The 22,061-nt window shown below is 33.0% G+C and carries 18 protein-coding genes; 8 read left to right on the forward strand and 10 right to left on the reverse strand.

The genetic code is table 11. From position 1 onward, the window contains the following. Positions 1–53: 53 nt before the first annotated feature. Together H3S73_RS03810 and H3S73_RS03815 are read right to left on the reverse strand one after the other, a co-directional pair. Complete coding sequence (locus tag H3S73_RS03810) at positions 54–1,442, reverse strand: MFS transporter (RefSeq protein ID WP_198235617.1); 1,389 nt, start codon at positions 1,440–1,442, stop codon at positions 54–56. After that, positions 1,436–1,705, reverse strand: a complete 270-nt coding sequence (locus H3S73_RS03815) for a hypothetical protein (RefSeq protein ID WP_198235618.1) — start codon at positions 1,703–1,705, stop codon at positions 1,436–1,438. The genes H3S73_RS03810 and H3S73_RS03815 overlap by 7 nt, the downstream gene beginning before the upstream one ends. A gap of 1,289 nt (positions 1,706–2,994) precedes the next feature. On the opposite strand from H3S73_RS03815, the gene pntA reads away from it, so the two are divergent. Together pntA and pntB are read left to right on the forward strand one after the other, a co-directional pair. Then, positions 2,995–4,527 carry a Re/Si-specific NAD(P)(+) transhydrogenase subunit alpha gene (pntA, locus tag H3S73_RS03820; RefSeq protein ID WP_086308484.1) on the forward strand — a complete coding sequence of 511 codons (1,533 nt, stop codon included), beginning with the start codon at positions 2,995–2,997 and terminating at the stop codon, positions 4,525–4,527. Positions 4,528–4,542: 15 nt separating this feature from the next. Beyond that, the gene (pntB, locus tag H3S73_RS03825; protein ID WP_065737752.1) at positions 4,543–5,931 is read left to right on the forward strand and encodes a Re/Si-specific NAD(P)(+) transhydrogenase subunit beta; all 1,389 of its coding nucleotides are present in this window, start codon (positions 4,543–4,545) and stop codon (positions 5,929–5,931) included. A 60-nt stretch (positions 5,932–5,991) separates the two neighbouring features. On the opposite strand, the gene H3S73_RS03830 is transcribed toward pntB, so the two are convergent. The 3 genes from H3S73_RS03830 to oxyR form a co-directional block, all read right to left on the reverse strand. Then, positions 5,992–7,029 (reverse strand): hypothetical protein, encoded by a 1,038-nt coding sequence (locus H3S73_RS03830; RefSeq protein ID WP_198235619.1) that lies wholly within the window; start codon positions 7,027–7,029, stop codon positions 5,992–5,994. A gap of 194 nt (positions 7,030–7,223) precedes the next feature. Continuing rightward, on the reverse strand, positions 7,224–7,868 hold the full coding sequence (gene fabR / locus H3S73_RS03835; RefSeq protein ID WP_198235620.1) for an HTH-type transcriptional repressor FabR: 645 nt from the start codon (positions 7,866–7,868) through the stop codon (positions 7,224–7,226). Further along, the gene (gene oxyR, locus H3S73_RS03840) at positions 7,865–8,797 is read right to left on the reverse strand and encodes a DNA-binding transcriptional regulator OxyR (RefSeq protein WP_198235621.1); all 933 of its coding nucleotides are present in this window, start codon (positions 8,795–8,797) and stop codon (positions 7,865–7,867) included. The genes fabR and oxyR overlap by 4 nt, the downstream gene beginning before the upstream one ends. A gap of 437 nt (positions 8,798–9,234) precedes the next feature. On the opposite strand from oxyR, the gene pcnB reads away from it, so the two are divergent. The 6 genes from pcnB to sppA all read left to right on the forward strand — a co-directional run bounded on the left by pcnB (position 9,235) and on the right by sppA (position 17,876). Continuing rightward, a complete protein-coding gene (pcnB, locus tag H3S73_RS03845; RefSeq protein WP_370528777.1) occupies positions 9,235–10,569 on the forward strand; it encodes a polynucleotide adenylyltransferase PcnB in 1,335 nt (444 codons plus the stop codon). Between the two features lie 74 nt (positions 10,570–10,643). Beyond that, complete coding sequence (gene lptD, locus H3S73_RS03850) at positions 10,644–13,001, forward strand: LPS assembly protein LptD (RefSeq protein WP_198235622.1); 2,358 nt, start codon at positions 10,644–10,646, stop codon at positions 12,999–13,001. Between the two features lie 85 nt (positions 13,002–13,086). Next, positions 13,087–14,400 carry a peptidylprolyl isomerase SurA gene (gene surA / locus H3S73_RS03855; RefSeq protein WP_198235623.1) on the forward strand — a complete coding sequence of 438 codons (1,314 nt, stop codon included), beginning with the start codon at positions 13,087–13,089 and terminating at the stop codon, positions 14,398–14,400. Beyond that, positions 14,393–15,190 (forward strand): 16S rRNA (adenine(1518)-N(6)/adenine(1519)-N(6))-dimethyltransferase RsmA, encoded by a 798-nt coding sequence (gene rsmA / locus H3S73_RS03860; protein WP_198235624.1) that lies wholly within the window; start codon positions 14,393–14,395, stop codon positions 15,188–15,190. The genes surA and rsmA overlap by 8 nt, the downstream gene beginning before the upstream one ends. Positions 15,191–15,194: 4 nt before the next feature. Then, the gene (gene apaH / locus H3S73_RS03865; RefSeq protein WP_198235625.1) at positions 15,195–16,013 is read left to right on the forward strand and encodes a bis(5'-nucleosyl)-tetraphosphatase (symmetrical) ApaH; all 819 of its coding nucleotides are present in this window, start codon (positions 15,195–15,197) and stop codon (positions 16,011–16,013) included. Between the two features lie 27 nt (positions 16,014–16,040). Then, positions 16,041–17,876 (forward strand): signal peptide peptidase SppA, encoded by a 1,836-nt coding sequence (gene sppA / locus H3S73_RS03870; protein ID WP_039128182.1) that lies wholly within the window; start codon positions 16,041–16,043, stop codon positions 17,874–17,876. Between the two features lie 73 nt (positions 17,877–17,949). Here sppA and H3S73_RS03875 read toward each other — a convergent pair whose 3' ends face one another. From H3S73_RS03875 to moaC, 5 genes are all read right to left on the reverse strand, one after another. Continuing rightward, positions 17,950–19,776, reverse strand: a complete 1,827-nt coding sequence (locus tag H3S73_RS03875; protein WP_198235626.1) for a sulfatase-like hydrolase/transferase — start codon at positions 19,774–19,776, stop codon at positions 17,950–17,952. A gap of 175 nt (positions 19,777–19,951) precedes the next feature. After that, positions 19,952–20,650 (reverse strand): Bax inhibitor-1/YccA family protein, encoded by a 699-nt coding sequence (locus tag H3S73_RS03880; RefSeq protein ID WP_198235627.1) that lies wholly within the window; start codon positions 20,648–20,650, stop codon positions 19,952–19,954. A 56-nt stretch (positions 20,651–20,706) separates the two neighbouring features. Continuing rightward, complete coding sequence (locus H3S73_RS03885) at positions 20,707–21,153, reverse strand: molybdenum cofactor biosynthesis protein MoaE (protein ID WP_198235628.1); 447 nt, start codon at positions 21,151–21,153, stop codon at positions 20,707–20,709. 1 nt (position 21,154) lies between these two features. Continuing rightward, positions 21,155–21,400: a molybdopterin synthase sulfur carrier subunit gene (gene moaD, locus H3S73_RS03890; RefSeq protein ID WP_086326376.1), complete on the reverse strand. Its 246-nt coding sequence runs from the start codon at positions 21,398–21,400 to the stop codon at positions 21,155–21,157. Beyond that, positions 21,393–21,884 (reverse strand): cyclic pyranopterin monophosphate synthase MoaC, encoded by a 492-nt coding sequence (moaC, locus tag H3S73_RS03895; protein WP_086326377.1) that lies wholly within the window; start codon positions 21,882–21,884, stop codon positions 21,393–21,395. The genes moaD and moaC overlap by 8 nt, the downstream gene beginning before the upstream one ends. Between the last annotated feature and the right edge of the window lie 177 nt (positions 21,885–22,061).

Raw genomic sequence — 22,061 nt, forward strand, 5'->3', positions numbered from 1 at the left:
AGTTAAAAATCCTAGATAGTATTATCTAGGATTCGCTGAAAGTTTAATATTTTTTATAACTCTGCATTAATAGGTCTAGGAATTAGAAAGCTACAAAGTAAAGCTAAAATGGTAATAATTAATCCCAATAACATACCGTTGAAATAACCCGTTAATGTATTTGCATTTACCATTTGTATAGCGGGTAACAATGCAAAACTTAAACCTGCACCTAGATTAAATGCACCAGCATTCATACCAGGTAAAAACCCTGGATTATTTGATGGCGATAAAACGATACCTAATCCATTTAAGATAATATTAGCCATTCCTGCATAAAAAATACCTAATGCTATAACGCAAATAGATAAAATTGTTAAGGAATGAATACCATAAAACATGATTACTAAAATACCAATAATACAACCCAATAAACCTAGTTTTAATACTTTATTATATCCCATCGTTGGAGCTAAACGACCTGAGAATGGGCCAATAAACCAACCAATTAATGCATATGGAGTAAGAAGAATAAGTGAAGCCCAATCAGGATCAAGTCCAAAACCTATTTCATGATTTTGTGCTATTGACATAACTAAACCATTTACTATCGCAAAAATACCTGTCATGGTTAATGTTGTGGTTAATAATAAAGCCCACGTCGCTCTTCTTTTTAAATGTTCGATTGTAACCAAAGGTTGTTTATTGCGTTTTTCGGTACGCCAAAATAACATAAAACAAACAATAGCAAACAATGTGAGTCCAGTGACATAAAGCCAATTGGCATTGCCAATATTACCAGCCTCATTAAGTGCTAATAGCAAAGCTGCAATAGTAAGAACAATGAATAGAACACCTATCCAATCCATTTTAGTTCCAGCTGACGGTTTTGATTCTGGAGCAAAACGATAGACAAAATAGGTAGAAATAGCAGCAACGACAGCAATAACCCAAAATACTGAACGGAATCCAAAATATGTAGCAAGTAAGCCACCTGCAATTGCATCAACACCAGCAATACCACCATTTACAGCTGTAATAATTCCCATTAACATACCATATTGTTTGGCATCTTTAACTTCATAACTAAGCATTAATAAACAGAGTGGTACAACAGGACCTGATACACCTTGTATGATTCGGGCTGCATACAATACTTCTATATTGGGTGCTAGTGCTGCAAGTATGGTACCTAATGTCATAATAAGCAACATAAAGGTTAATACTTTTTTACGACCTTTTATATCACTCAAACGAGGTAAGAATAGTGAAAATAAAGCGGCAGCAGTAAAAAAAGAGGTTTGCGATAAACCAACAGCTGCATCATTGGTTCCTAACTCTTTAGCTATTGTTACTAATACTGGACTTAACATGCTTGCATTAAGTTGAAATGCAACACAAGCTGCAAGTAACGCAACCATTAATGTTATAATATTTTTCTTTTCCTTACTTTGATCTAACATACATTTACCTCACAGGAGCGTTCTAAAGAATCAAGAATTAAATCAATTGAATATTTTGAGCCTAATTGTATAGATGCTTCTGGTCGTACTTGAACATCTAATTCTGAATCACTATTAATATTTAGCGTTCTGTCGACTTTTCTGACAAAGGGTTTAACAGCAATTAATTCAATATTAGGATTACCCTGTGCCAATAAAATCGCGTTAGTATCATGATGACTGGGATCACAATCTAAAATAATTTTTTTCGGCTGATTTGTCATAAATCGTTTCCTCTAGTAAATTTATTTATTAGCCATTTTTTGAAGTAAACTTTGATGAAACGGCATATTGAGAGCTTCTTCACTATTTATTGTCAAAGAAGCAAAAATAGAAGCATAACTTGCTGAGTAGTAAAGTGATTCGCCTTTTGCTAGTGAGACACAAAGCGCTCCATAAAAAGTATCTTTTGCACCTGTTATATCTAAAGTTATGGCTAAAAAGCGTTAATGTATTGATGATCTTTACCATTAAAAATCAGTGAATCTTTACTAACTAAAGTAAAAATAATGGGTTGAATACCTACTGAATATATTTTTTAAGCAACAAGTTTTGCTGTATCTAAATTAGTCACATTAAACTCGCCTCGGTGATGTTTTGGGATAATAGTTGAATGATATTTTTAGAGTGTGGAGTAGGATTAAATACAACTTTTTCTCCTACAGATTTAGGTAATTTCATTGCATTAAAAACAGTATTAATAATATTTTCAAGTTGAACTAATAAAATATCAGATTTTTTTAAATAAGGTTCTAAGATTACAATTTTTTTATTAGTAATTTTGAAATTCCCCTAAGATAAATGGCAATCATACTTTCATCTGAAACATAAATAACTGCATTACTTATCGATTCTTTCTTAGATTGATATAAATTAAACGTATTAATTTTTGCTAGTATGAGAAGATTATGTCCAAATTAAATAAATTAAATTGTTTCAATTTAGATAACAAAATAAACTTTCTCTTTAACATAACTAATAACAAAAGATAGATTAGTATGCTTTACCAGCTTGGTTTGTCATATTTGTTTAACTAATATTACCATACTACCTTTTAATGGCTCTAAATATTAGAGCGACAATGCTAATATTAATTAAATGCCTCAAAACACACATGCTATTATTCATATTTTCACTTTGTTTTTTGTTTTTCTTCTAAATATCTAATTTAGATTAGATCTGAATTGAATCATTAAAAGAATATTAATTATCATATCTTATGAAGTAAAACAGAAGCAAACAGAACAAAGCTTAAATATGGTTAATTGCTTTAAAAATAGAAAAACATCTTAAAAAAGTAACAATTTTGACTTAAAAATAAACAAACAGATATTTTATATCTACAATTGCTTTTTTACTATTTAACGTATTTATCGAGATAATCATATAATATTATAAAAAATAATAATGTGGATTGAATGATAAAAAATAAATTACTTACTCGCTCTGACGCTATTTTATGCTAGAATCAAAGTACTATTACCAACTCACTTTAACATAAGGATGAAATGCAATGCATATAGGTATACCCAAAGAACGGTTAGCCAATGAAGCTAGAGTTGCAGCAACTCCCCAAACAGTTGGACAACTGTTAAAACTTGGATTTACAGTTTCTGTAGAACAAGGCGCAGGACACGCTGCTCATTTTGAAGATCAAGCATTTATTGATGCTGGAGCAACAATTCAAAATAATCATGATATTTGGCAAAATGACCTTATTTTAAAATTTCATGCACCAACAGATGAAGAAATTTTACTAATGAAAGAGGGATTAACTCTCATTAGCTATATTTATCCAGCCCAACATCAAGAACTTTTAGAAAAGCTTGCAGCTAAAAATATAACTGTTATGGCTATGGACTGTGTTCCACGTATCTCACGCGCTCAGTCCCTTGATGCATTAAGCTCAATGTCTAATATTGCTGGTTATCGATCTGTTATTGAAGCAGCAAATCAATTCGGTCGATTCTTTACTGGTCAAGTAACGGCTGCAGGTAAAGTACCGCCAGCAAAAGTTTTGGTAATTGGTGCAGGAGTTGCAGGCCTTGCAGCAATTGGCGCAGCAGTTAGTTTAGGTGCAATTGTTCGTGCATTTGATACACGCCCAGAAGTTGCAGAACAAATTAATAGTATGGGTGCTGACTTCTTAGAGTTAGATTTCGAAGAAGAAGCCGGTTCTGGTGACGGCTATGCAAAACAAATGTCTGCTGCCTTTATTGAAGCTGAAATGGCATTATTTGCTGAACAAGCAAAAGACGTAGATATCATTATTACTACAGCATTAATCCCTGGAAAACCAGCACCAAAACTTATTTCGAAAGAAATGGTTGAATCAATGAAACCTGGTAGCGTTATCGTTGATTTAGCAGCCTTAACGGGAGGCAACTGCGAGTTAACAAAACCAGGCGAAGTATTTGAAACAGACAATAATGTAAAAATTGTTGGTTATACTGATTTAGCTAATCGTATGCCAGCTCAAGCATCTCAACTTTATGGGACTAACATCGTTAATTTATTAAAACTGCTTACTAAAGAAAAAGATGGCAGCATTGATATTAACTTTGAAGATGTGGTTATCCGTGGTGTAACGGTAGTCAAAGATAAAGAAATCACTTGGCCTGCACCACCAATTCAAGTATCGGCTCAGCCTCAGAAAAAAGCAGCCGAACCTATTGCAAAACCAGAACCAAAACCAATGGATCCTCAGAAAAAATATGGGATTTTAGCGTTAATCATTATTGCTTACTTCTGGTTAGCAAACTCAGTACCTGAAAGCTTTTTAGGACATTTTACTGTATTTGCGCTATCTTGCGTTGTTGGTTATTACGTAGTTTGGAATGTTACCCATTCTCTACATACACCACTTATGTCTGTAACCAATGCTATTTCCGGAATTATATTAGTTGGGGCTATATTACAAGTCGGTGATGATAATGGCTTAACTACGGCAATTGCATTTATTGCTATTTTGATTGCTAGTATTAATATTTTTGGTGGATTCTTTGTTACCCAAAGAATGCTAAAAATGTTCCAACGCGGCAAATAAAGGAGAGAATCAATAATGTTAAGTAACGGAATTATTCAAGCAGCCTATGTTATTGCTGCATTACTTTTTATATTCAGTTTACGAGGTCTTTCCAATCAAGAATCAGCTAAATCAGGAAACATCTACGGTATGATCGGTATGGCAATAGCTCTTATCGCAGCAATTGCCAGCATAAATGGTGGATTACACTGGATCATTATTGCCATGATTATCGGTGCTGCTATTGGTTTGTATCTAGCGAAAAATGTTGAAATGACACAAATGCCTGAATTGGTTGCTTTGTTACATAGCTTTGTGGGTATGGCAGCCGTTCTTGTTGGTATAAACAGCTTTTTAGATCCACACACAGTTGCAGCGAATGAAATAACAATTCATTTAGTTGAAATTTTTGTAGGTGTATTTATCGGTGCAGTTACTTTCTCTGGATCAATTGTAGCCTTTGGAAAGTTAAATGGTAAAATTAGTTCAAAACCATTATCTCTTCCAAATAAACACTATCTAAATCTAGCGGCAATAGTTGTATCAGTTATCTTGATGTTTACATTTATCAATGCACAAACTGGTGCAGGCGCCCTAGTTTGTTTACTTATCATGACAATTATTGCACTAGTATTCGGTTTCCACCTTGTAGCATCAATTGGTGGTGCGGATATGCCTGTTGTTATATCAATGCTTAATTCCTATTCTGGTTGGGCGGCAGCAGCGGCAGGCTTTATGTTACAAAACGATCTTCTAATTGTAACTGGTGCGTTAGTGGGTTCTTCTGGTGCAATTCTTTCTTATATCATGTGTAAAGCAATGAATCGTTCATTTATCAGTGTTATCGCTGGTGGATTTGGGAGCGATGGTAGCGCAGCGAGTTCATCTGATGAAGAACAAGGTGAGTATCGTGAAATGCAACCTGCTGAAGTTGCACAAACATTAAAAGAAGCCCGTTCTGTTATCATCGTTCCTGGCTATGGTATGGCTGTAGCTCAAGCACAAGGTGCAGTAAGTAATATTACTGAAAAATTGCGTGCAATGGGTATTGAAGTAAGATTTGGTATCCATCCTGTTGCTGGTCGTTTACCGGGTCATATGAATGTATTATTAGCAGAAGCAAAAGTACCTTATGACATCGTTCTTGAAATGGATGAAATCAATGACGACTTCCCTGATACCGATGTTGTGTGGGTTATTGGTGCAAATGATACTGTTAATCCAGCGGCTGAAGAAGATCCTAATAGCCCTATAGCAGGTATGCCTGTTCTTGAAGTTTGGAAAGCAAAAACAGTGATTATTTCTAAACGCTCAATGAATACCGGCTATGCTGGCGTGCAAAACCCACTATTCTTTAAAGAAAATAGCTATATGTTATTTGGCGATGCCAAAGATAGTGTTGAGAAAGTATTACAAAATTTATAATAATTAACTATTATAAACATGCTAAATGAACTGCGACTTTTGTCGCAGTTTTTTTGAGCATTAATTTTTATTATTTGAAAATATATCTGACAAAAAGTTAACTACAAGACGTGTGATTTCACTATGTATTTCACTTCTTTGGCGAATTCCTCCATCTTTACAAATAATTCCTTCACCATGTTTTTCTTGGTTTAATATCTCTATTGCATTAGTTTTACACATTTGGATAAAACTAAAATGCATTGCATCCGGAATAGTAATATAAGTGGAAGATGACTTTACTAAAAATTGTTGAAAGTAGCCCGATTCAAGTTGAGCATTTGTATCATCTAGATCAACGCCTGCACCAATAATAAGTGAAGGTATTTTAATTTCTTGCAAGCTTTCAATTGTAAATCCTCTTGTCAAACCAGCATCTAAAGATATGAAAGCTTTTATTCTTGGGTCTAACATACTTTTATTCAGCTCTGAATTTGCTAAACCAAGTTCAGATAGCAAATGACAACCTTTCAAATAAGAATGTATCTTACAATCCTGATTAAAGGAATTAGTCGAAAATCTAGCGCCAGAAAGCGCTATTACAGACCAACCACCGAGAGAATGCCCTATAGCGGCAATCTGATTAAAATTAACAATATTTGAAAATGTTTGATTGCTAATTAAAGCATCAATTGTTTTACTTAAATCTTGTGGACGTAACCATAGTTTAGATGATTGTTCAATATTGCGATCAAATATTGTTGTTCCTGGATGATTGGGAGCAGCAACAATATAACCTTTTAAAGCAAGTTCATTAGCAAGCCAGCTTAGATTTTGCCAACTTCCACCATAACCATGTGAAAGCAAAGCTAATGGATATTTAGTCGTACTGATTTTCGGTACAGCATCAGGAATAACTTCATGACCATAAAAAATAGCATTTTCAGCTATAGTAACAGCGCCATGGTTATTGTTAGTAGGATACCAAACGGCAATATCTATAGGTCTACCATCTTGTTTATCATAATGAATTTTCTTAAAACCTATATTTTCTGATGCAGAACAGATAAATGGAAAAAATAAAATAAGAAAATTAAGCAAAAAGTATAGTTTAACCATTAAATTAATTCCTATTAAAATATGCAGCTATTTTTAACTTTAACAATTACGCTTAATTAACGATATAATAAATTTAACAAATTGTTAATCAATAGTTTATTTTATTAGGCTACGCAATGAATAAACAGAATGGTAATTTAATTCTTGTCAAAAAGTTTCAGGTTAACTATACGTTTGAGTATAAAAACTTATAATTAAAATTTTCCTTCTTTAATTAATTCTTTGTGATAAAGATAATAGGCACCACGTGAAACCATTCGAAGCTGGAAAATAAGATCTTCGATTAATTTTTGACGTTGAATGATATCAAAATCAATCGCTTCTGCTCCTGCATTAAAAGCAATGGTTACCATTGCTTCTGCTTGTGCTACGTTATAATGATGAGGCATTTGGTTAGCATTATCCAAATAGTCAACCAATTCTTCAATAAAATGTTGAATTTCACGCGCAATGGCTGACCGAAAGGCCGATGAAGTCCCAGCTTTTTCACGAAGTAATAGTAAAAAAACTTTGGGATTTTTATCTATAAACTCAATAAACGTTGTTACTGAAGTACGCAACACGCTACCACCTTTTTCAATACGTTTTCGTGCTTGGCGCAGCAATTGGCGAAGGGTTAAACCACTTTCATCCACCATTGCTAAACCTAATTCATCCATATCGCGGAAATGTCGATAAAAAGATGTTGCCGCAATACCAGCTTCCCGCGCAACTTCACGCAAACTCAAACTAGCAAACCCCTGCTCTGCATTCAATTGATTAAAAGCTGCATCAATTAATGACCGACGAGTTCTCTGTTTCTGTTGTGCGCGTACACCATTTGTTTTAATATTTTTCATTTTAAATTTGTTGATGTTAATAAACGTTCTTTTTCAGCAAATACTTTTGGCATATGTTCACGAATCGTTTTTGCAATTGTTTCATATCGTGAACGCAAAGGTGAACCAGGTCTATAAATCAAAGCAATACTACGTACTGGGACAGGGTCAGTACATGGAATATAGCAAATATTATCTCGTATTCTTTCATTTGGAGCCGCTAGCTCAGGAAACAAGGTTATTCCTCGACCAGCAGAAATCATACTACGCAAGGTTTCTAAACTGGTTGCTTTAAATTGTTTATCTTCGTCAATTCCTACTTGAAAACAATATCCCATAGCATGTTCACGTAAACAGTGCCCATCTTCTAACATTAAGAATTTTTCACCTTTTAAATTAGAGAGTTTAACTGTTTGTTTATTTGCTAACTCATTATTTGCTGGAACAGCTAAAAACATTGGCTCATTAAATAACGGTAATTCTATAAATTGCGCTGTTTCTTTTACTTGCGCAATTATCGCACAATCCAACTTACCACTTTCAAGTTGAGCGACAATATTAGCAGTCTGTGCTTCATGTAAATAAAGCTCTAGTTGAGGAAAAGATTCATGTAGTACCGTTATTACATGTGGTAATAAATAAGGGGCAATAGTTGGTATTAAACCGATATGCATCGGCCCAGACATCTCTTCACCTTGGCGGCTAGCCATCTCTTTAAGGATTTGAATATTGCGTAATATCTCTTTTGCTTGCTCAACAAGCATCATTCCTGTTTGAGTAAATAAAACTTTGCGACTAGTACGTTCTAGTAACATTACGCCTAGTTCATCTTCCAATTTTCTGATTTGCCCACTTAAAGTTGGTTGACTCACGTTGCAAGCATCAGCAGCTTTACGAAAATGACGAAATTCAGCTAACGAAACAAAATATTCCAAATCACGAATATTCATAATGTCCCCAAAATAAGTTATCAGTTAATGGTATATACTCAAACGATTTTTATTGACTAATTCTGTTTTGAAAAAATTAACATATTAAAAATATAACTCACATATTTATCATGTTATTTATACAAACTATTTCTTTCAATAAATTAAAAATCTTTGAATATAGGTTAGTTAATCATAATTAGATAGTAAAATTACACATAAAATACATGTAAATAGATAATGTTGCTTTCTACAGCAATATTGCTAATTGTACTATATAAAGTGCTATTGTTGATAATTATGTTTAAAAATTTAAATACAATATTAAACTAAAATCATAAAATATTTAATTTTACTATAGTTAAAGTTAACAAATGAAGAAAAATGGAAAGTTATAAGTAATTGAGATATAATTTCGCGCAATATCACTTGAGTAAATACACTTTCAGAGGTGCACTATTTTTAAACATGTCTCTCGCTTTTGCCGTAAAATGTTTCACATTGAAGAACAAAAAAAATCTCGGTATATTTCCATTTCTCGCAATGAACATAATATTTCACGTAAAGATATTAGTGAAAATGCATTAAAAGTTCTTTATAGATTAAACAAACAAGGGTATGAAGCTTACTTAGTTGGTGGGTGTATTCGTGATCTTTTACTTGGTAAAACACCCAAAGATTTTGATATCGCAACCAATGCGACACCAGAACAAGTGCAAAAAACATTCCGCAATTGCCGTTTAGTGGGAAAACGGTTTCGTTTGGCACACATTATGTTTGGTAAAGAGATTATTGAAGTAGCAACCTTTCGTGGTGAACACAGCAACCAAGATGAACAAAACAATATCGCCAAACGTTCCCAATCGGGAATGTTACTGCGTGATAATGTATACGGAACAATTGAACAAGATGCCGTTCGTCGTGATTTCACAATGAACGCTTTTTATTATAGTATAAAAGATTTTACATTACGTGATTATTGTGGTGGCTTAAAAGATTTACAAAATGGAATCATTCGCTTGATTGGTGATCCCAAAATTCGTTATCGAGAAGATCCAGTTAGAATGTTAAGAACGATTCGTTTTGCCGCTAAGCTTGATATGCAAATTGAACCTACAACCGCTGAACCAATTAAACTTCTTGCACCTTTGTTAAAAAATATACCGTCAGCAAGACTTTTTGATGAATCGCTGAAATTATTACAATCAGGCAACGGATATAACACTTATCTATTATTAAAAAAGTACCATCTTTTTGAGCAGCTATTTCCAGTCATTGAACGGCTATTTACTCAAAATAATAATAGCTATTTAGAAAGAATGGTTGAGCAAGTTTTAAAAAATACTGATTATCGCATAGCTAATAAGCAACGTATTAATCCAGCATTTTTATTTGCTGCTTTTTTTTGGTATCCAATTATTGAACAGACACAATTAACTTGTGTTGAAAGTGGTTTATTATTTCATGATGCATTTTCAATGGCTATTAATGATGTGCTAAGTGAACAATGCCGAATTATTGCAATACCTAAAAGATTGACAACAATAATGGGTGATATCTGGCGTTTACAATTACGAATGAAAAAACGTGAAGGCAAACGTGCATTTGCAATTTTGGAACATCCTAAATTCCGTGCAGCTTATGACTTATTAGAAATGCGTGCATCCATCGAAAAAGGTGAGCTTTTAGCTCTGGCTAAATGGTGGGATGAATTTCAGCATACTTCGGTTGACAAAAGAATAGCAATGGTTAAGCAATTGAGTAAAACAAATAAGCGAAGAGCCAAACATTAATTTTTCGTTCGCACTTTTGTAAATAATCGTTATAATGTTTAGCATATAATAATCATAACTACCTTTAATCATTGATGAAAAAATTAACGCCGTCATTTATTGCAATTACCGTTACCCTTTCATTGTCTAATAGCTGTTACGCTATAGGTTTACCTAAAGCTGAAAGTAATAATCCACAATGTCTTGCCAATGTTCCTAAATTTGATCGGCCTTTAGTTAAAGGTGATATTAACACATTACCAGTTAATGCCGAAGCAAACCAATTTGAGGCTATTTATCCAAATACAGTCATTTATCAAGGTGATGTTTCAATAGAACAAGGAAACCGCAGAGTACAAGCGAATAAAGTCACAATTGACTCAACGAATAAAAATAACCGTATGGCGATCTTACAAGGCAATATTAATTATCAAGATAATTTGATCAATATAAAAGGCAATACTGCATCAATGAATCTTAATAATAACGATACTCAAATTAGTCCTGGGGAGTATCATCTAGTCAATCGACTTGGTCGCGGTGATGCTGATGAGATGAAACTTGAGAAAAATCGATTGATTATTCTAAAAAATGGCAGTTTTACCTCATGTCCTGTCGATGACAGTACTTGGAGTGTTAAAGGTTCAACGATTATTCACGATAATGAAGAACAATTACTTGAAGTATGGAATGCAGTATTTCGTATAGGTAAAGTACCTGTACTCTATTCACCTTACTTACAATTACCCACAGGCAATAAGCGTCGCTCTGGTTTATTAATTCCTAATATAAGTTATGACAGCGTCAGTGGTATTGATTTTGCTTTACCTATTTATTGGAATATTGCACCTAATTATGATGTTACATTCACTCCAAGGGTATTGCAACGTCGAGGTATTCAATTGCAAACTGAATTCCGTTATTTAAATGAGCTTGGTTTGGGTACACTTGCATTCGATTGGTTACAACATGATGCAAAATATGATGAAGATAGGGATAGGTTATTAAACGGTGATAACTATGACGACAATCGTCATCGCTGGTTATTCTATTGGAAAAACGATGAATTAATTAATTACAATTGGCGTTTTACTGTTGATTCGACACGTGTAAGTGATAATCAATATTTAGCAGATTTAGATTCTAGATATACATCCCAAACAGCAGGATATCTCACTCAGTTTTATAAACTGGGTTATAATGATCCTAACTGGGATATTACCTTGGGCTATAGACATTTTCAAGCCTTTCAAGATGGCGTGAAAGATTCATTGTATCAAACTCAACCACAACTAAATATTAATTATTATAATTATGATTTTGGACCGCTAAAATTTAAAACATTTTCCCAAGTATCTCATTTTATAAGCTCTGGAAAGAATAATCCTAAAGCTTGGCGCACTCATATTGAGCCATCAATTAATTATACTTTAACTAATTCTTGGACAATATTAACAACTTCAGCCGGTATAATGGCAACCCATTATAATCAAGATAATATAAAAAGAAATATTGATCGATATAAACAGTTAGATAAAAATGTAAACCGCTTTATACCTAAATTTAGTATTGACGGTAAAATTATATTTGAACGTGACTTCAATTTCATTAATGGTTATACCCAGACATTAGAACCGCGCGTAAAATATATCTATATTCCATACCGAAATCAGTCTAATATAGGAACTTATGATTCCACCTTATTACAATTTGATTATGTAGGTCTGTTTAGAGATCAACCATACAGTGGATTAGATCGAATTGCTTCTGCTAATAATATAGCCACAGGGGTAACAACTCGTTTTTACGATAACAATAAAGTTGAGAAGTTTAATTTATCCATAGGACAGATTACTTATTTTACTAAATCAAAAACCAGTGAACATAATACTGGATTAGACGAGAATTCGGATACTGGTAGTATCACTTGGGCTTCAGATAATTTTTGGCGGATTACTAATGATATGATTTTCAGAAGTGGGATACAGTATGATACTCGAATTGATACCGTATCCTTAGCTAATGCAATATTTGAATATCGCCCATCAAGTGAAAAATTATTACAACTATCTTATCGTTATGCTAACCATAATTATATCAATACGGTTGATTTAAACTCTTTATATAAGAATTATAAACAAGATATCTCACAAGCTGGATTTGTTACGGCGTGGCCATTGTCACAAACCATCAATGCAGTAGGTTCATACTATTACGACATCAATTTAGGGCAAACGGCCGATAGCTCAATAGGGTTACATTACAGTGATTGTTGCTGGGGAATGACCATACAATATGGGCGGAAGTTAACAGATTGGGACTCAATTACGCGTAGTAGTAAATACGAAAATAAACTCTCGGTTAATTTTGAATTACAAGGTTTAGGGCGTAACCGTGATGCGAAAGCAAAAATGTTAAACTTTGGTAAACTACCATACACAACAACATTTTAATGAATATATTAATTTTACTTAATATAACTAATTAAATTAATACAGTAATATTTATACTGTAACAAACAATATGAGTAGCGCAAATATGAAACTAACAAAACTATTGATTACTTTAAATTTAAGTTTAACCATAGGACTACTTACTCCATTATCAACCGTTGCCGCACCTAAGGTTATTGAACGAGTAGCTGCAGTAGTTAATAATAATGTCATTTTGGAAAGTGATATTAACGACATGTTAAAATCTATTAAGGCCAGTACAGATGCGAGCAATCTACCTAATGATAAAGTATTAAGAGAACAAATTCTGGATCGCTTAATTATTGAAAATTTAATTTTACAAAAAGCAGCGAAAGCCAAGATCACAATCAATGATGATGATGTCACCAATGCTATTGCCAGAATTGCAGATCAAAACGGTATGACGATTGATGAACTCAGAAGTCAACTTTCGATAATGGGTATTAGTTATAGCAGTTATCGGGAGCGAATTCATAATGACATGTTAATTGAACAGACCAGAATGAATGAGGTTAGACCTAGAATTAAAATCTCAGAAAAAGAAGTTGAAACATTGACTAAAAATCTTGCTGAACAACCAGCCAACAATAAAGATGTCAAAATTAGTCATATTTTAATATCAGTACCAGAAAAAGCGTCTAAACAACAAATTGATAATGCAATTAACAAAGCAAATGATATCCTTAATCGGGCACAAAAAGGTGAAAATTTTGCAAAATTAGCAGCGACATATTCAAATGATGATTACGCTTTAAAAGGCGGTAATATGGGTTGGAATAAACTCAACGAGCTACCAACTATCTTTGAAGAACGGCTCATTAGAGCACCAAAAGGCAGTATTATTGGCCCAATTCGTTCTGGCGTTGGATTACATATTTTGAAAGTAGATGATACCCGCACAGAAGCTCCCAAAAAATATACTATTGAAGAAATGAATGCTCGCCATATTTTAATTAAAACAAATGTATTGGTGACAGACGAAATAGCTAAACAAAAATTGAATGATATTCGCAAATCAATAATCAGTGGTGCAATAAGTTTTGAAGCAGCCGCAAAGGCTAATTCAGAAGATCCTGGCTCAGCCGAAAATGGAGGAAATTTAGGTTGGAGTCGCCCAGATGTCTATGACAGTGGATTTAGAAATGCCCTAGTTCGGTTAAAAAAAGGTGAAATCAGCCAGCCAGTTAAATCATCTTTCGGTTGGCATTTGATTCAATTACTCGATACCAAACAAACTGATGGCACAAATGCAGTTAAACAAGATCGGGCTTACCGATTGATATTTAATCGTAAATTTAGTGAGGAAGCACAAGTGTGGATTCAAGAATTAAAAGGCGATGCCTACATTAACATTACAGGTGAAGATAAGCATGAATAATCGTGTACACCAAGGGCATTTCGCCCGTAAACGATTCGGACAAAATTTTTTACACGATGACTATATTATTGAAAGCATTGTTGCAGCTATACAGCCTAAAGCAGATCAAGCTCTAGTAGAAATTGGTCCTGGACTAGCTGCATTAACTGTTCCAGTTAGTAAATACGTTGACCATTTGACGGTTGTAGAAATTGATAGAGATTTAGCCAGTAGATTGATTGATAATCCTTTATTAAGTGATAAATTGACAGTTATTGAACAAGATGCTCTGACATTTGACTTTAATGAATTAAAGCAACAATTAGGTAAACCATTAAGAGTATTTGGTAACTTACCCTATAATATCTCTACACCGTTGATGTTCCATTTATTTGAATATGCCAATATCATTACTGATATGCATTTTATGTTACAAAAAGAAGTAGTAACTCGACTTGTCGCCGCACCTAATAGTAAAGACTATGGTAGATTAAGTGTAATGGCACAATATTTTTGCCAAATTATTCCAGTATTAGAAGTACCTCCAACATCATTTAAACCAGCACCAAAAGTTGATTCTGCGGTTGTAAAGTTGATTCCATATAAAGAAAAACCTTATCAAGTAAATGATGTCAAAATACTTTCTCGTGTAACAACTGAAGCATTTAATCAACGCCGAAAAACGATCCGTAACAGTTTAGGCAATATGTTTACAGCCGAACAATTAGTTGAACTCAATATTGATCCAAATTTACGCGCTGAAAATCTAACTGTTCAACAATATTGCCAACTTGCAAATGCATGGAAATAATATTATGGCAAATTTACTCATTGGTGATATTCATGGTTGTTATGATGAATTCATGCGATTACTTGAAAAAGCAAAATTCTCATCTTCAGATACTTTATGGTTAACAGGGGATCTGGTTGCCCGAGGACCTAAATCATTAGATGTTTTACGATTTGTTAAGCAAAATAGTCAGAAAATTCGTATGGTTTTGGGTAATCATGATTTGCACTTATTATCAGTATATGCTGGTGTTACACTTGTTAAAAAGAAAGATAATTTAGATGAAGTCATCAATGCTCCCGATTATGATGAACTTATGAACTGGCTACGTAAACAGCCATTGGTTCAAATTGATGAATCATTAAAATTAATCATGACCCATGCGGGTATTTCACCACAATGGGATCTTGAATTACTAAAAAAATGCGCTCACGATCTGAATGTTATGCTATCTAGTGATTCATATCCCTTATTTTTAGATAAAATGTATGGTAACTTTCCTGATGAATGGTCATCAGATTTACAAGGATTGGATCGCCTACGTTATATTGCCAATGCGCTAACACGTATGCGTTTTTGTTATGGAGATGGCCGGTTAGATTTTTATTTTAAAAAATCACCTGAACAAGCACCAATAAAACTTAAACCTTGGTTTTTATTGCCAAGTAAAATACCCGCACAATATAGTATTGCTTTCGGGCATTGGGCTGCATTAAATGGTAAAGGTACACCAGAAAATATTTATGCACTTGATACTGGATGTTGTTGGGGAGGAAAACTGACATGTTTACGATTTGAAGATAAAAAATATTTCAAAAAACGTAATATTGAAACGAAAAATTAAAGTTATTATTAACAAGGACTTATTATTATGTCTGCATTATCTGTCATAAAATCTATTTGGAAAGTGATTAATGTAATAAGAGAAACGTTTCTTAATTTGATATTCTTAGTTATTATTCTGCTTATCTTCGGCGGTATTGGCTTAATAAATGAAGCTCAAAAGCAAGATACAGTTCCTCAATATGGTTCATTGGTTTTAGATCTTGAAGGTGTTATTGTTGATAACACGAATTACAATGATGAAATCTATGCACTACAAAATAAAATTTATGGTAAAAAAGTAAATACTTCCCGCGAAAATAGTTTGTTTATATTAACGCAAAAAATTGCCCAAGCAACCACCGATCCAAATATTAAAAGCATTATTTTAAAATTAGATAATTTTGTTGGTGCCGATCTGAGCTCTTTACAATATGTGGGCAAGTATTTAACCAAATTTAAAGAAGCTAAAAAACCAATTTATGCCTTTGGAACAAGTTATAATCAGAGCCAATATTATTTAGCAAGTTATGCTAATAAAATCTATCTAACACCTCTTGGCTCAGTCAACGTATATGGATTAGCTGCAAACAACTTATACTATAAAACCCTACTTGATAATTTAAAAGTTAATACACATGTTTTCAGAGTAGGAACGTATAAATCTGCCATTGAGCCATTTATTCGTGATGACATGTCGGAAGATGCGAGAAATAATACAACTCGTTGGTTAACCCATATGTGGGATAATTACCTTAATGATATCTCAACACAACGAAAAAAAGCCAATTCACAATTAGTCCCTGCACCTGAAACAATGCTATCAGAATTAAGAGCTGCTAATGGTAATATGGCTCAATATGCTTTATCTAATGGCTTAGTTGATGTTATTGCTTCAAGTCATCAATATGAATTAGAATTCACTGATCAACATGAAGTTAGTATTTACGATTATCAACTTAAATCAGAAAATGAACAATTAGTTGGTGATAATAATAAGAGTAATACTCCACTTATCGCTGTTGTATTTGTCAATGGTACGATCACCAATGGTGAAAATAGCAATAATGTAGCAGGAAGCGAAGACATTGTTCAGCAACTTAAAGAAATTCGTAAGAACCTAGATAAGCAAAATATACAAGCTGTAGTATTACGAGTAAATAGCCCTGGGGGTAGTGTTGATGCATCTGAAGCGATTCGTAGTGAATTAGAAGCTTTACGTAGTTATCAAATTCCTGTCGTTGTTTCTATGGGCGGAATGGCTGCATCAGGTGGATACTGGATCTCAACTGAATCTGATTATATTGTTGCAAGTCCAAACACAATTACAGGCTCTATTGGTATTTTTGGTATTATTTCAACATTTGAAAACTCTTTATCTCATATTGGTGTTTATAGTGATGGAGTAAGTACATCACCATTGGCAGGCAATAATTTAACTAAAAACTTGCCTGAAGAAACAAACCAATTAATTCAAATGAACATCAACAATGGCTACCAAACATTTATTTCGCTAGTAGCAAAAGCGCGAAAAATGACAACGGAACAAGTAGATAAAATTGGACAAGGTCAAGTCTGGTTAGGAGCAGAAGCAGACAAAATAGGGCTTATTGATAAGTTAGGTGATTTTGATGATGCCGTTGAAATAGCTGCAACATTAGCAAATTTAACTGATTATAAAATTGACTGGCCAAAATCTGAAGTAAATTGGTTTAATGCATTATATTCAGATATGATAGCTATCTTACCGCAATCAACAGCTGAGATATTATTTGAACATCTTCCTGAAGCAAAACAGCTAAAACAACATATCTCTTTATGGAATAATTTTAACGACACCCAAAATCGTTATATTTATTGCTTAAATTGTGCTGATGTTCGTTAATTTTTATCACTATCCGCCATGAATATGGCGGATAAAATTTTTCATTTGTTGCTAGATATTCCGTTCTAATATGTTAATGATTTTTTCTTTGACTGAAAAAATAACTCATATTTTTCATCGCTTCTTGAATATTTTGGTAATTTGGTACCTCGTTAACCTCACGATTATGTATATCCATATAACGACTAATACCAATTCTATTAACAAAATAGATATTATCTGGTGTTCTAACAGCATAAGAACTGTAGTTAGACATTAATAACCAATTACGATCAGTTATAGGTTTGAATAAATCATATCCAGTAGAATAATCCTTTATATCATTTTCAACATATAAATAATGCTTCATTAGGGTTGGGACAACATCTTCATGGTTAGTTAATTTATTACTGTTATTTATCAAATTACCTAACTCTGTCGCACCAACAATAATAAAAGGTACCTTAGTTTGTGCATCAGTATAATTACCATTATGCCCCCAAAAACCTAGTTTATTATCATTCATTTCTTGACTATGATCACCTGTTATAATTAACAATGTATCATTTAAAGAGTCTGATTTAATAAGTTCATCATAAATATTTTGTAATAAATAATCATCATAATAGACACTTTGTTTGTAACGATTAAAAATCGGCAAAGGATCTGTATCATTGTTCAATGTCATATAGTTAAGATCGCCAATAGGTTTGAACTTAACTGAAAAATCATCTGGGAAATCATACGCATGAGGCGCATCATAAAATAAAAAAGAAAACGTTGGTCTTGAAATATCTCGCGATTTATACCATGCTAACCAATCATCAGTGATTTGTTTATCCCGTTTAGATGCTGAGCCATCTTTACTACTGATTCTTAAGTTTTCAATAGTAACAAACGCAGTTCGATCAAATTCAGGTGCAGTTACTTTAGCTGATGTAAAAATACCAATATTATAATTTTCTTTCTGTAAAGTTGTAATAAATACGGACGGAATGCTACCACGTAAAAATGAATCCCAGTAAGTACCTGGAATACCATAAAAAAGTCCAAAAATACCGGTACGCGTTGCATTACCTGTCGAATAATGATTATTAAAGATCATGCCATTATTATTCTTAACAAACTGAAAAGTATTTGGTGAGATTTCTTTACTAAAAGTATCATATCGCCATGAATCTAAAACAATAAATATTATATTTTTAAGTTTTTTATTTTCTGGGTTAATCACTAACGGATTTTTAGGATAATCGACAGTTGCATTAATATTATCTTTATCATAAACAACTTTTCGTGCACCTTCCTTATCAAAAATACTCATGATTTTTTTTGAAGTCAATGGACGATAAAGCGGAATATATTCTTTCACAACCATTATTGGAGAATAAGCATAATAAAAACCAACCATATGTCCAAACTGGCTAATAAATAAAGAAGCAATTAATAGCAGTGTGGATAATAAAATTACTTTCGATTTATTATGAGGTTTAGATACTTGGAAATCAATAATATAGATAATAAGATATTCAACACAAAATGAAACGATAATAAGCGCCAGCATTAACAAATACGTTGTTATAGAAAAATCAACAACTTGACCTGATAATACCATTGATAAAACAGATTCATTAATATGGAATCGATATTGCTGAAAAACAATTGTATCAACATATAATGTTATTTGAATAAAACTAAATAAAATAGCAAGAATGGCATAACATAAATATTTTCTTAACCACAGGGTTGGTATACAGATTAAAAAAAACAATATATATAATGAAAAAAAATGTCCAAGTACAGCAAACACTGAAAATGTGCTACCAAGCCAAGAAAACGCTACATCAGGAACCAGAAAGAAACGTACTGCAATAAGAGATGAAATGAAGATATTTATTAAAACAAAACAGTATAATTTTTTCATAGTACTCACTAGTAGACCATCCATTCACTTAACATCAAAAGAATCTTACAGTATTTTATACTGAAACGTAGTGCTTTCCTGAAACTTTTTAACAAGTTAGCATTATCTAGATAAATACTAATAAAATATTAACAAAAAAGGGCTCTAATTGAGCCCTTTTTCTAGATTCAAATCATTATCGTCTATCGGCAAAAATTCTTAATAACATAATAAATAAATTGATAAAATCAAGATAAAGTTGTAATGCACCTAAAATAACATAACGTCTAAATATATTCTGATCGTCTTGAGGTAAACCGTCACCTAATTCTTTCAATTTTTGAGTATCGTAAGCAGTTAATCCTGCAAAAACAAATACACCAATATAGGTAATAGCCCACATCAATGGATCGCTATGCGTAAACATATTCACTAATGACGCAATAACTAATCCAATTAAACCCATAAATAAGAAACGACCAAAGCCAGACAAATCTCTCTTTGTAGTATAACCGTAAAAAGCCAAAGCTCCAAACATACCTGCGGTAATAAAAAATACACTTGCTATTGACGATGAAGTATAAACTTTAAAATAGATTGAAAAGGTACAACCATTTAAAACCGAATAAAGCATAAATAATGTCGTTGCGGCAGCACCAGAAAGACGATTAATCATACCAGAAATAACGAAAACTAATGCCAGTTCCGCTATTAATAATACCCACATACCTTTAGATAATAACTGTATCAGTGCAAGATTACTTGAAGCAAACCAAGCAACTAAAGCTGTTAATAATAAACCAACAGTCATCCAACCATATACATGGCTCATATATGTTTGTACACGACTGCCAGCTTGTTCATTAATCAAACCATTCGGCGAAAAACTTGCCATTCCTTATCTCTCCTAAAAATGCCATATAAACTATCGTATTATATATTAAATAAGGATTAATTCCATTTTTTCAATGCATCTACGTCGGTTTTTTTTGCTTCAATCCAGCTATCACCATCAATGGTTCGTTCTTTCTTCCAAAATGGAGCTTCATTTTTTAAAATATCCATAATAAATTCAGCAGCCGCAAATGAATCGGCACGATGAGCACTACTTACCCCAACAAATACGATCTGCTCATTAGCATTAATTTCCCCAACTCGATGTATAACCACAACTCGACTTAATTGCCATCTTTTTCGAGCATTAACGATTATATTAGCTAATACTTTCTCTGCCATTTCTGCATAATGTTCTAAATAAAGGCTCAATGTCTGTTTTTCAAAACAACGAACCTTACCCATAAAAGTGACAATTGCACCATCTTGGGGTAATTCTGAAAGCCAATTAATTAACTGATGATTATCAATTGACTCTTCATTTACTTTAATAATATCCATCATTTTAACCACCTGTTACAGGAGGGAAAAAGGCAATTTCATCGCCAGCCTGAATAATATAATCAGAATCAACCAATACTTGGTTCACGGCACATAAAATAACTCTCTCTTTGAATGCTAAAGCCCACTTATCGCCACGTTTGCTGAGTTGTTCAAGCAATTCCAAAATAGACACTTGATTAGCATCTAAGATAATGCTGTCAATTTCAACTAACTCTCTAATTTGAGCAAAAAAAATAATTTTATTCATCTAGTTCCTTGGCAATAAAGTCTCCAGACTTACCACCACTCTTATTCAATAATCTTACTTGCGTAATAACCATATCCTTTTGTACAGCCTTACACATATCATAAATAGTTAAAGCAGCAACTGAAGCTGCTACCATAGCCTCCATTTCAACACCTGTTTGCCCGTTTAATCGACAGTTAGCTTGAATTCGAATACAACTTTTTATTCGATCAGCTTCAATATTAATTTCAATTTTACTGAGCAAAAGCGGATGGCATAGAGGAATAATATCCCAAGTTTTTTTTGCAGCTTGAATACCAGCAATTCTTGCTGTCGCAAAAACATCCCCTTTATGATGTTTACCTTCGATAATCATATCAAGTGTTTTGGTATTCATTAAAACTAATGATTCTGCGCTTGCTTGTCGCATTGTTAGCTGTTTATTTGAAACATCAACCATATGAGCATCACCACGCTGATTAATATGCGAAAATGACTCGGGCATATTTTTGATTCCTTAAAAAATTTATCAACTCTTTAGAATATATCCAAGATAGCAAAATTTTACAAGTAGCTACTCACCTGATTAAATTAATCATTATCAGAACATATAAAAAATTAGTTTGATTTGACCTTTCAAATCATCTATAAATTTGGTATGTTTTTGCGAGTTAAATAAAAA

Source organism: Gilliamella sp. B14384G12 (assembly GCF_016101825.1).
In the GTDB taxonomy this organism is placed as follows: domain Bacteria; phylum Pseudomonadota; class Gammaproteobacteria; order Enterobacterales; family Orbaceae; genus Gilliamella; species Gilliamella apicola_N.

Bases quoted from the DNA above. Each gene is read 5' to 3' on its own strand.
- H3S73_RS03815 (WP_198235618.1), bottom strand. From the start codon at position 1,705: ATGACAAATCAGCCGAAAAAAATTATTTTAGATTGTGATCCCAGTCAT.
- sppA (WP_039128182.1), top strand. From the start codon at position 16,041: ATGTCTGCATTATCTGTCATAAAATCTATTTGGAAAGTGATTAATGTA.
- surA (WP_198235623.1), top strand. From the start codon at position 13,087: ATGAAACTAACAAAACTATTGATTACTTTAAATTTAAGTTTAACCATA.
- apaH (WP_198235625.1), top strand. From the start codon at position 15,195: ATGGCAAATTTACTCATTGGTGATATTCATGGTTGTTATGATGAATTC.
- oxyR (WP_198235621.1), bottom strand. From the start codon at position 8,797: ATGAATATTCGTGATTTGGAATATTTTGTTTCGTTAGCTGAATTTCGT.
- lptD (WP_198235622.1), top strand. From the start codon at position 10,644: ATGAAAAAATTAACGCCGTCATTTATTGCAATTACCGTTACCCTTTCA.
- H3S73_RS03810 (WP_198235617.1), bottom strand. From the start codon at position 1,442: ATGTTAGATCAAAGTAAGGAAAAGAAAAATATTATAACATTAATGGTT.
- pntA (WP_086308484.1), top strand. From the start codon at position 2,995: ATGCATATAGGTATACCCAAAGAACGGTTAGCCAATGAAGCTAGAGTT.
- rsmA (WP_198235624.1), top strand. From the start codon at position 14,393: ATGAATAATCGTGTACACCAAGGGCATTTCGCCCGTAAACGATTCGGA.
- H3S73_RS03830 (WP_198235619.1), bottom strand. From the start codon at position 7,029: ATGGTTAAACTATACTTTTTGCTTAATTTTCTTATTTTATTTTTTCCA.
- H3S73_RS03880 (WP_198235627.1), bottom strand. From the start codon at position 20,650: ATGGCAAGTTTTTCGCCGAATGGTTTGATTAATGAACAAGCTGGCAGT.
- H3S73_RS03885 (WP_198235628.1), bottom strand. From the start codon at position 21,153: ATGATGGATATTATTAAAGTAAATGAAGAGTCAATTGATAATCATCAG.
- H3S73_RS03875 (WP_198235626.1), bottom strand. From the start codon at position 19,776: ATGAAAAAATTATACTGTTTTGTTTTAATAAATATCTTCATTTCATCT.
- pntB (WP_065737752.1), top strand. From the start codon at position 4,543: ATGTTAAGTAACGGAATTATTCAAGCAGCCTATGTTATTGCTGCATTA.
- moaC (WP_086326377.1), bottom strand. From the start codon at position 21,884: ATGCCCGAGTCATTTTCGCATATTAATCAGCGTGGTGATGCTCATATG.
- moaD (WP_086326376.1), bottom strand. From the start codon at position 21,400: ATGAATAAAATTATTTTTTTTGCTCAAATTAGAGAGTTAGTTGAAATT.
- fabR (WP_198235620.1), bottom strand. From the start codon at position 7,868: ATGAAAAATATTAAAACAAATGGTGTACGCGCACAACAGAAACAGAGA.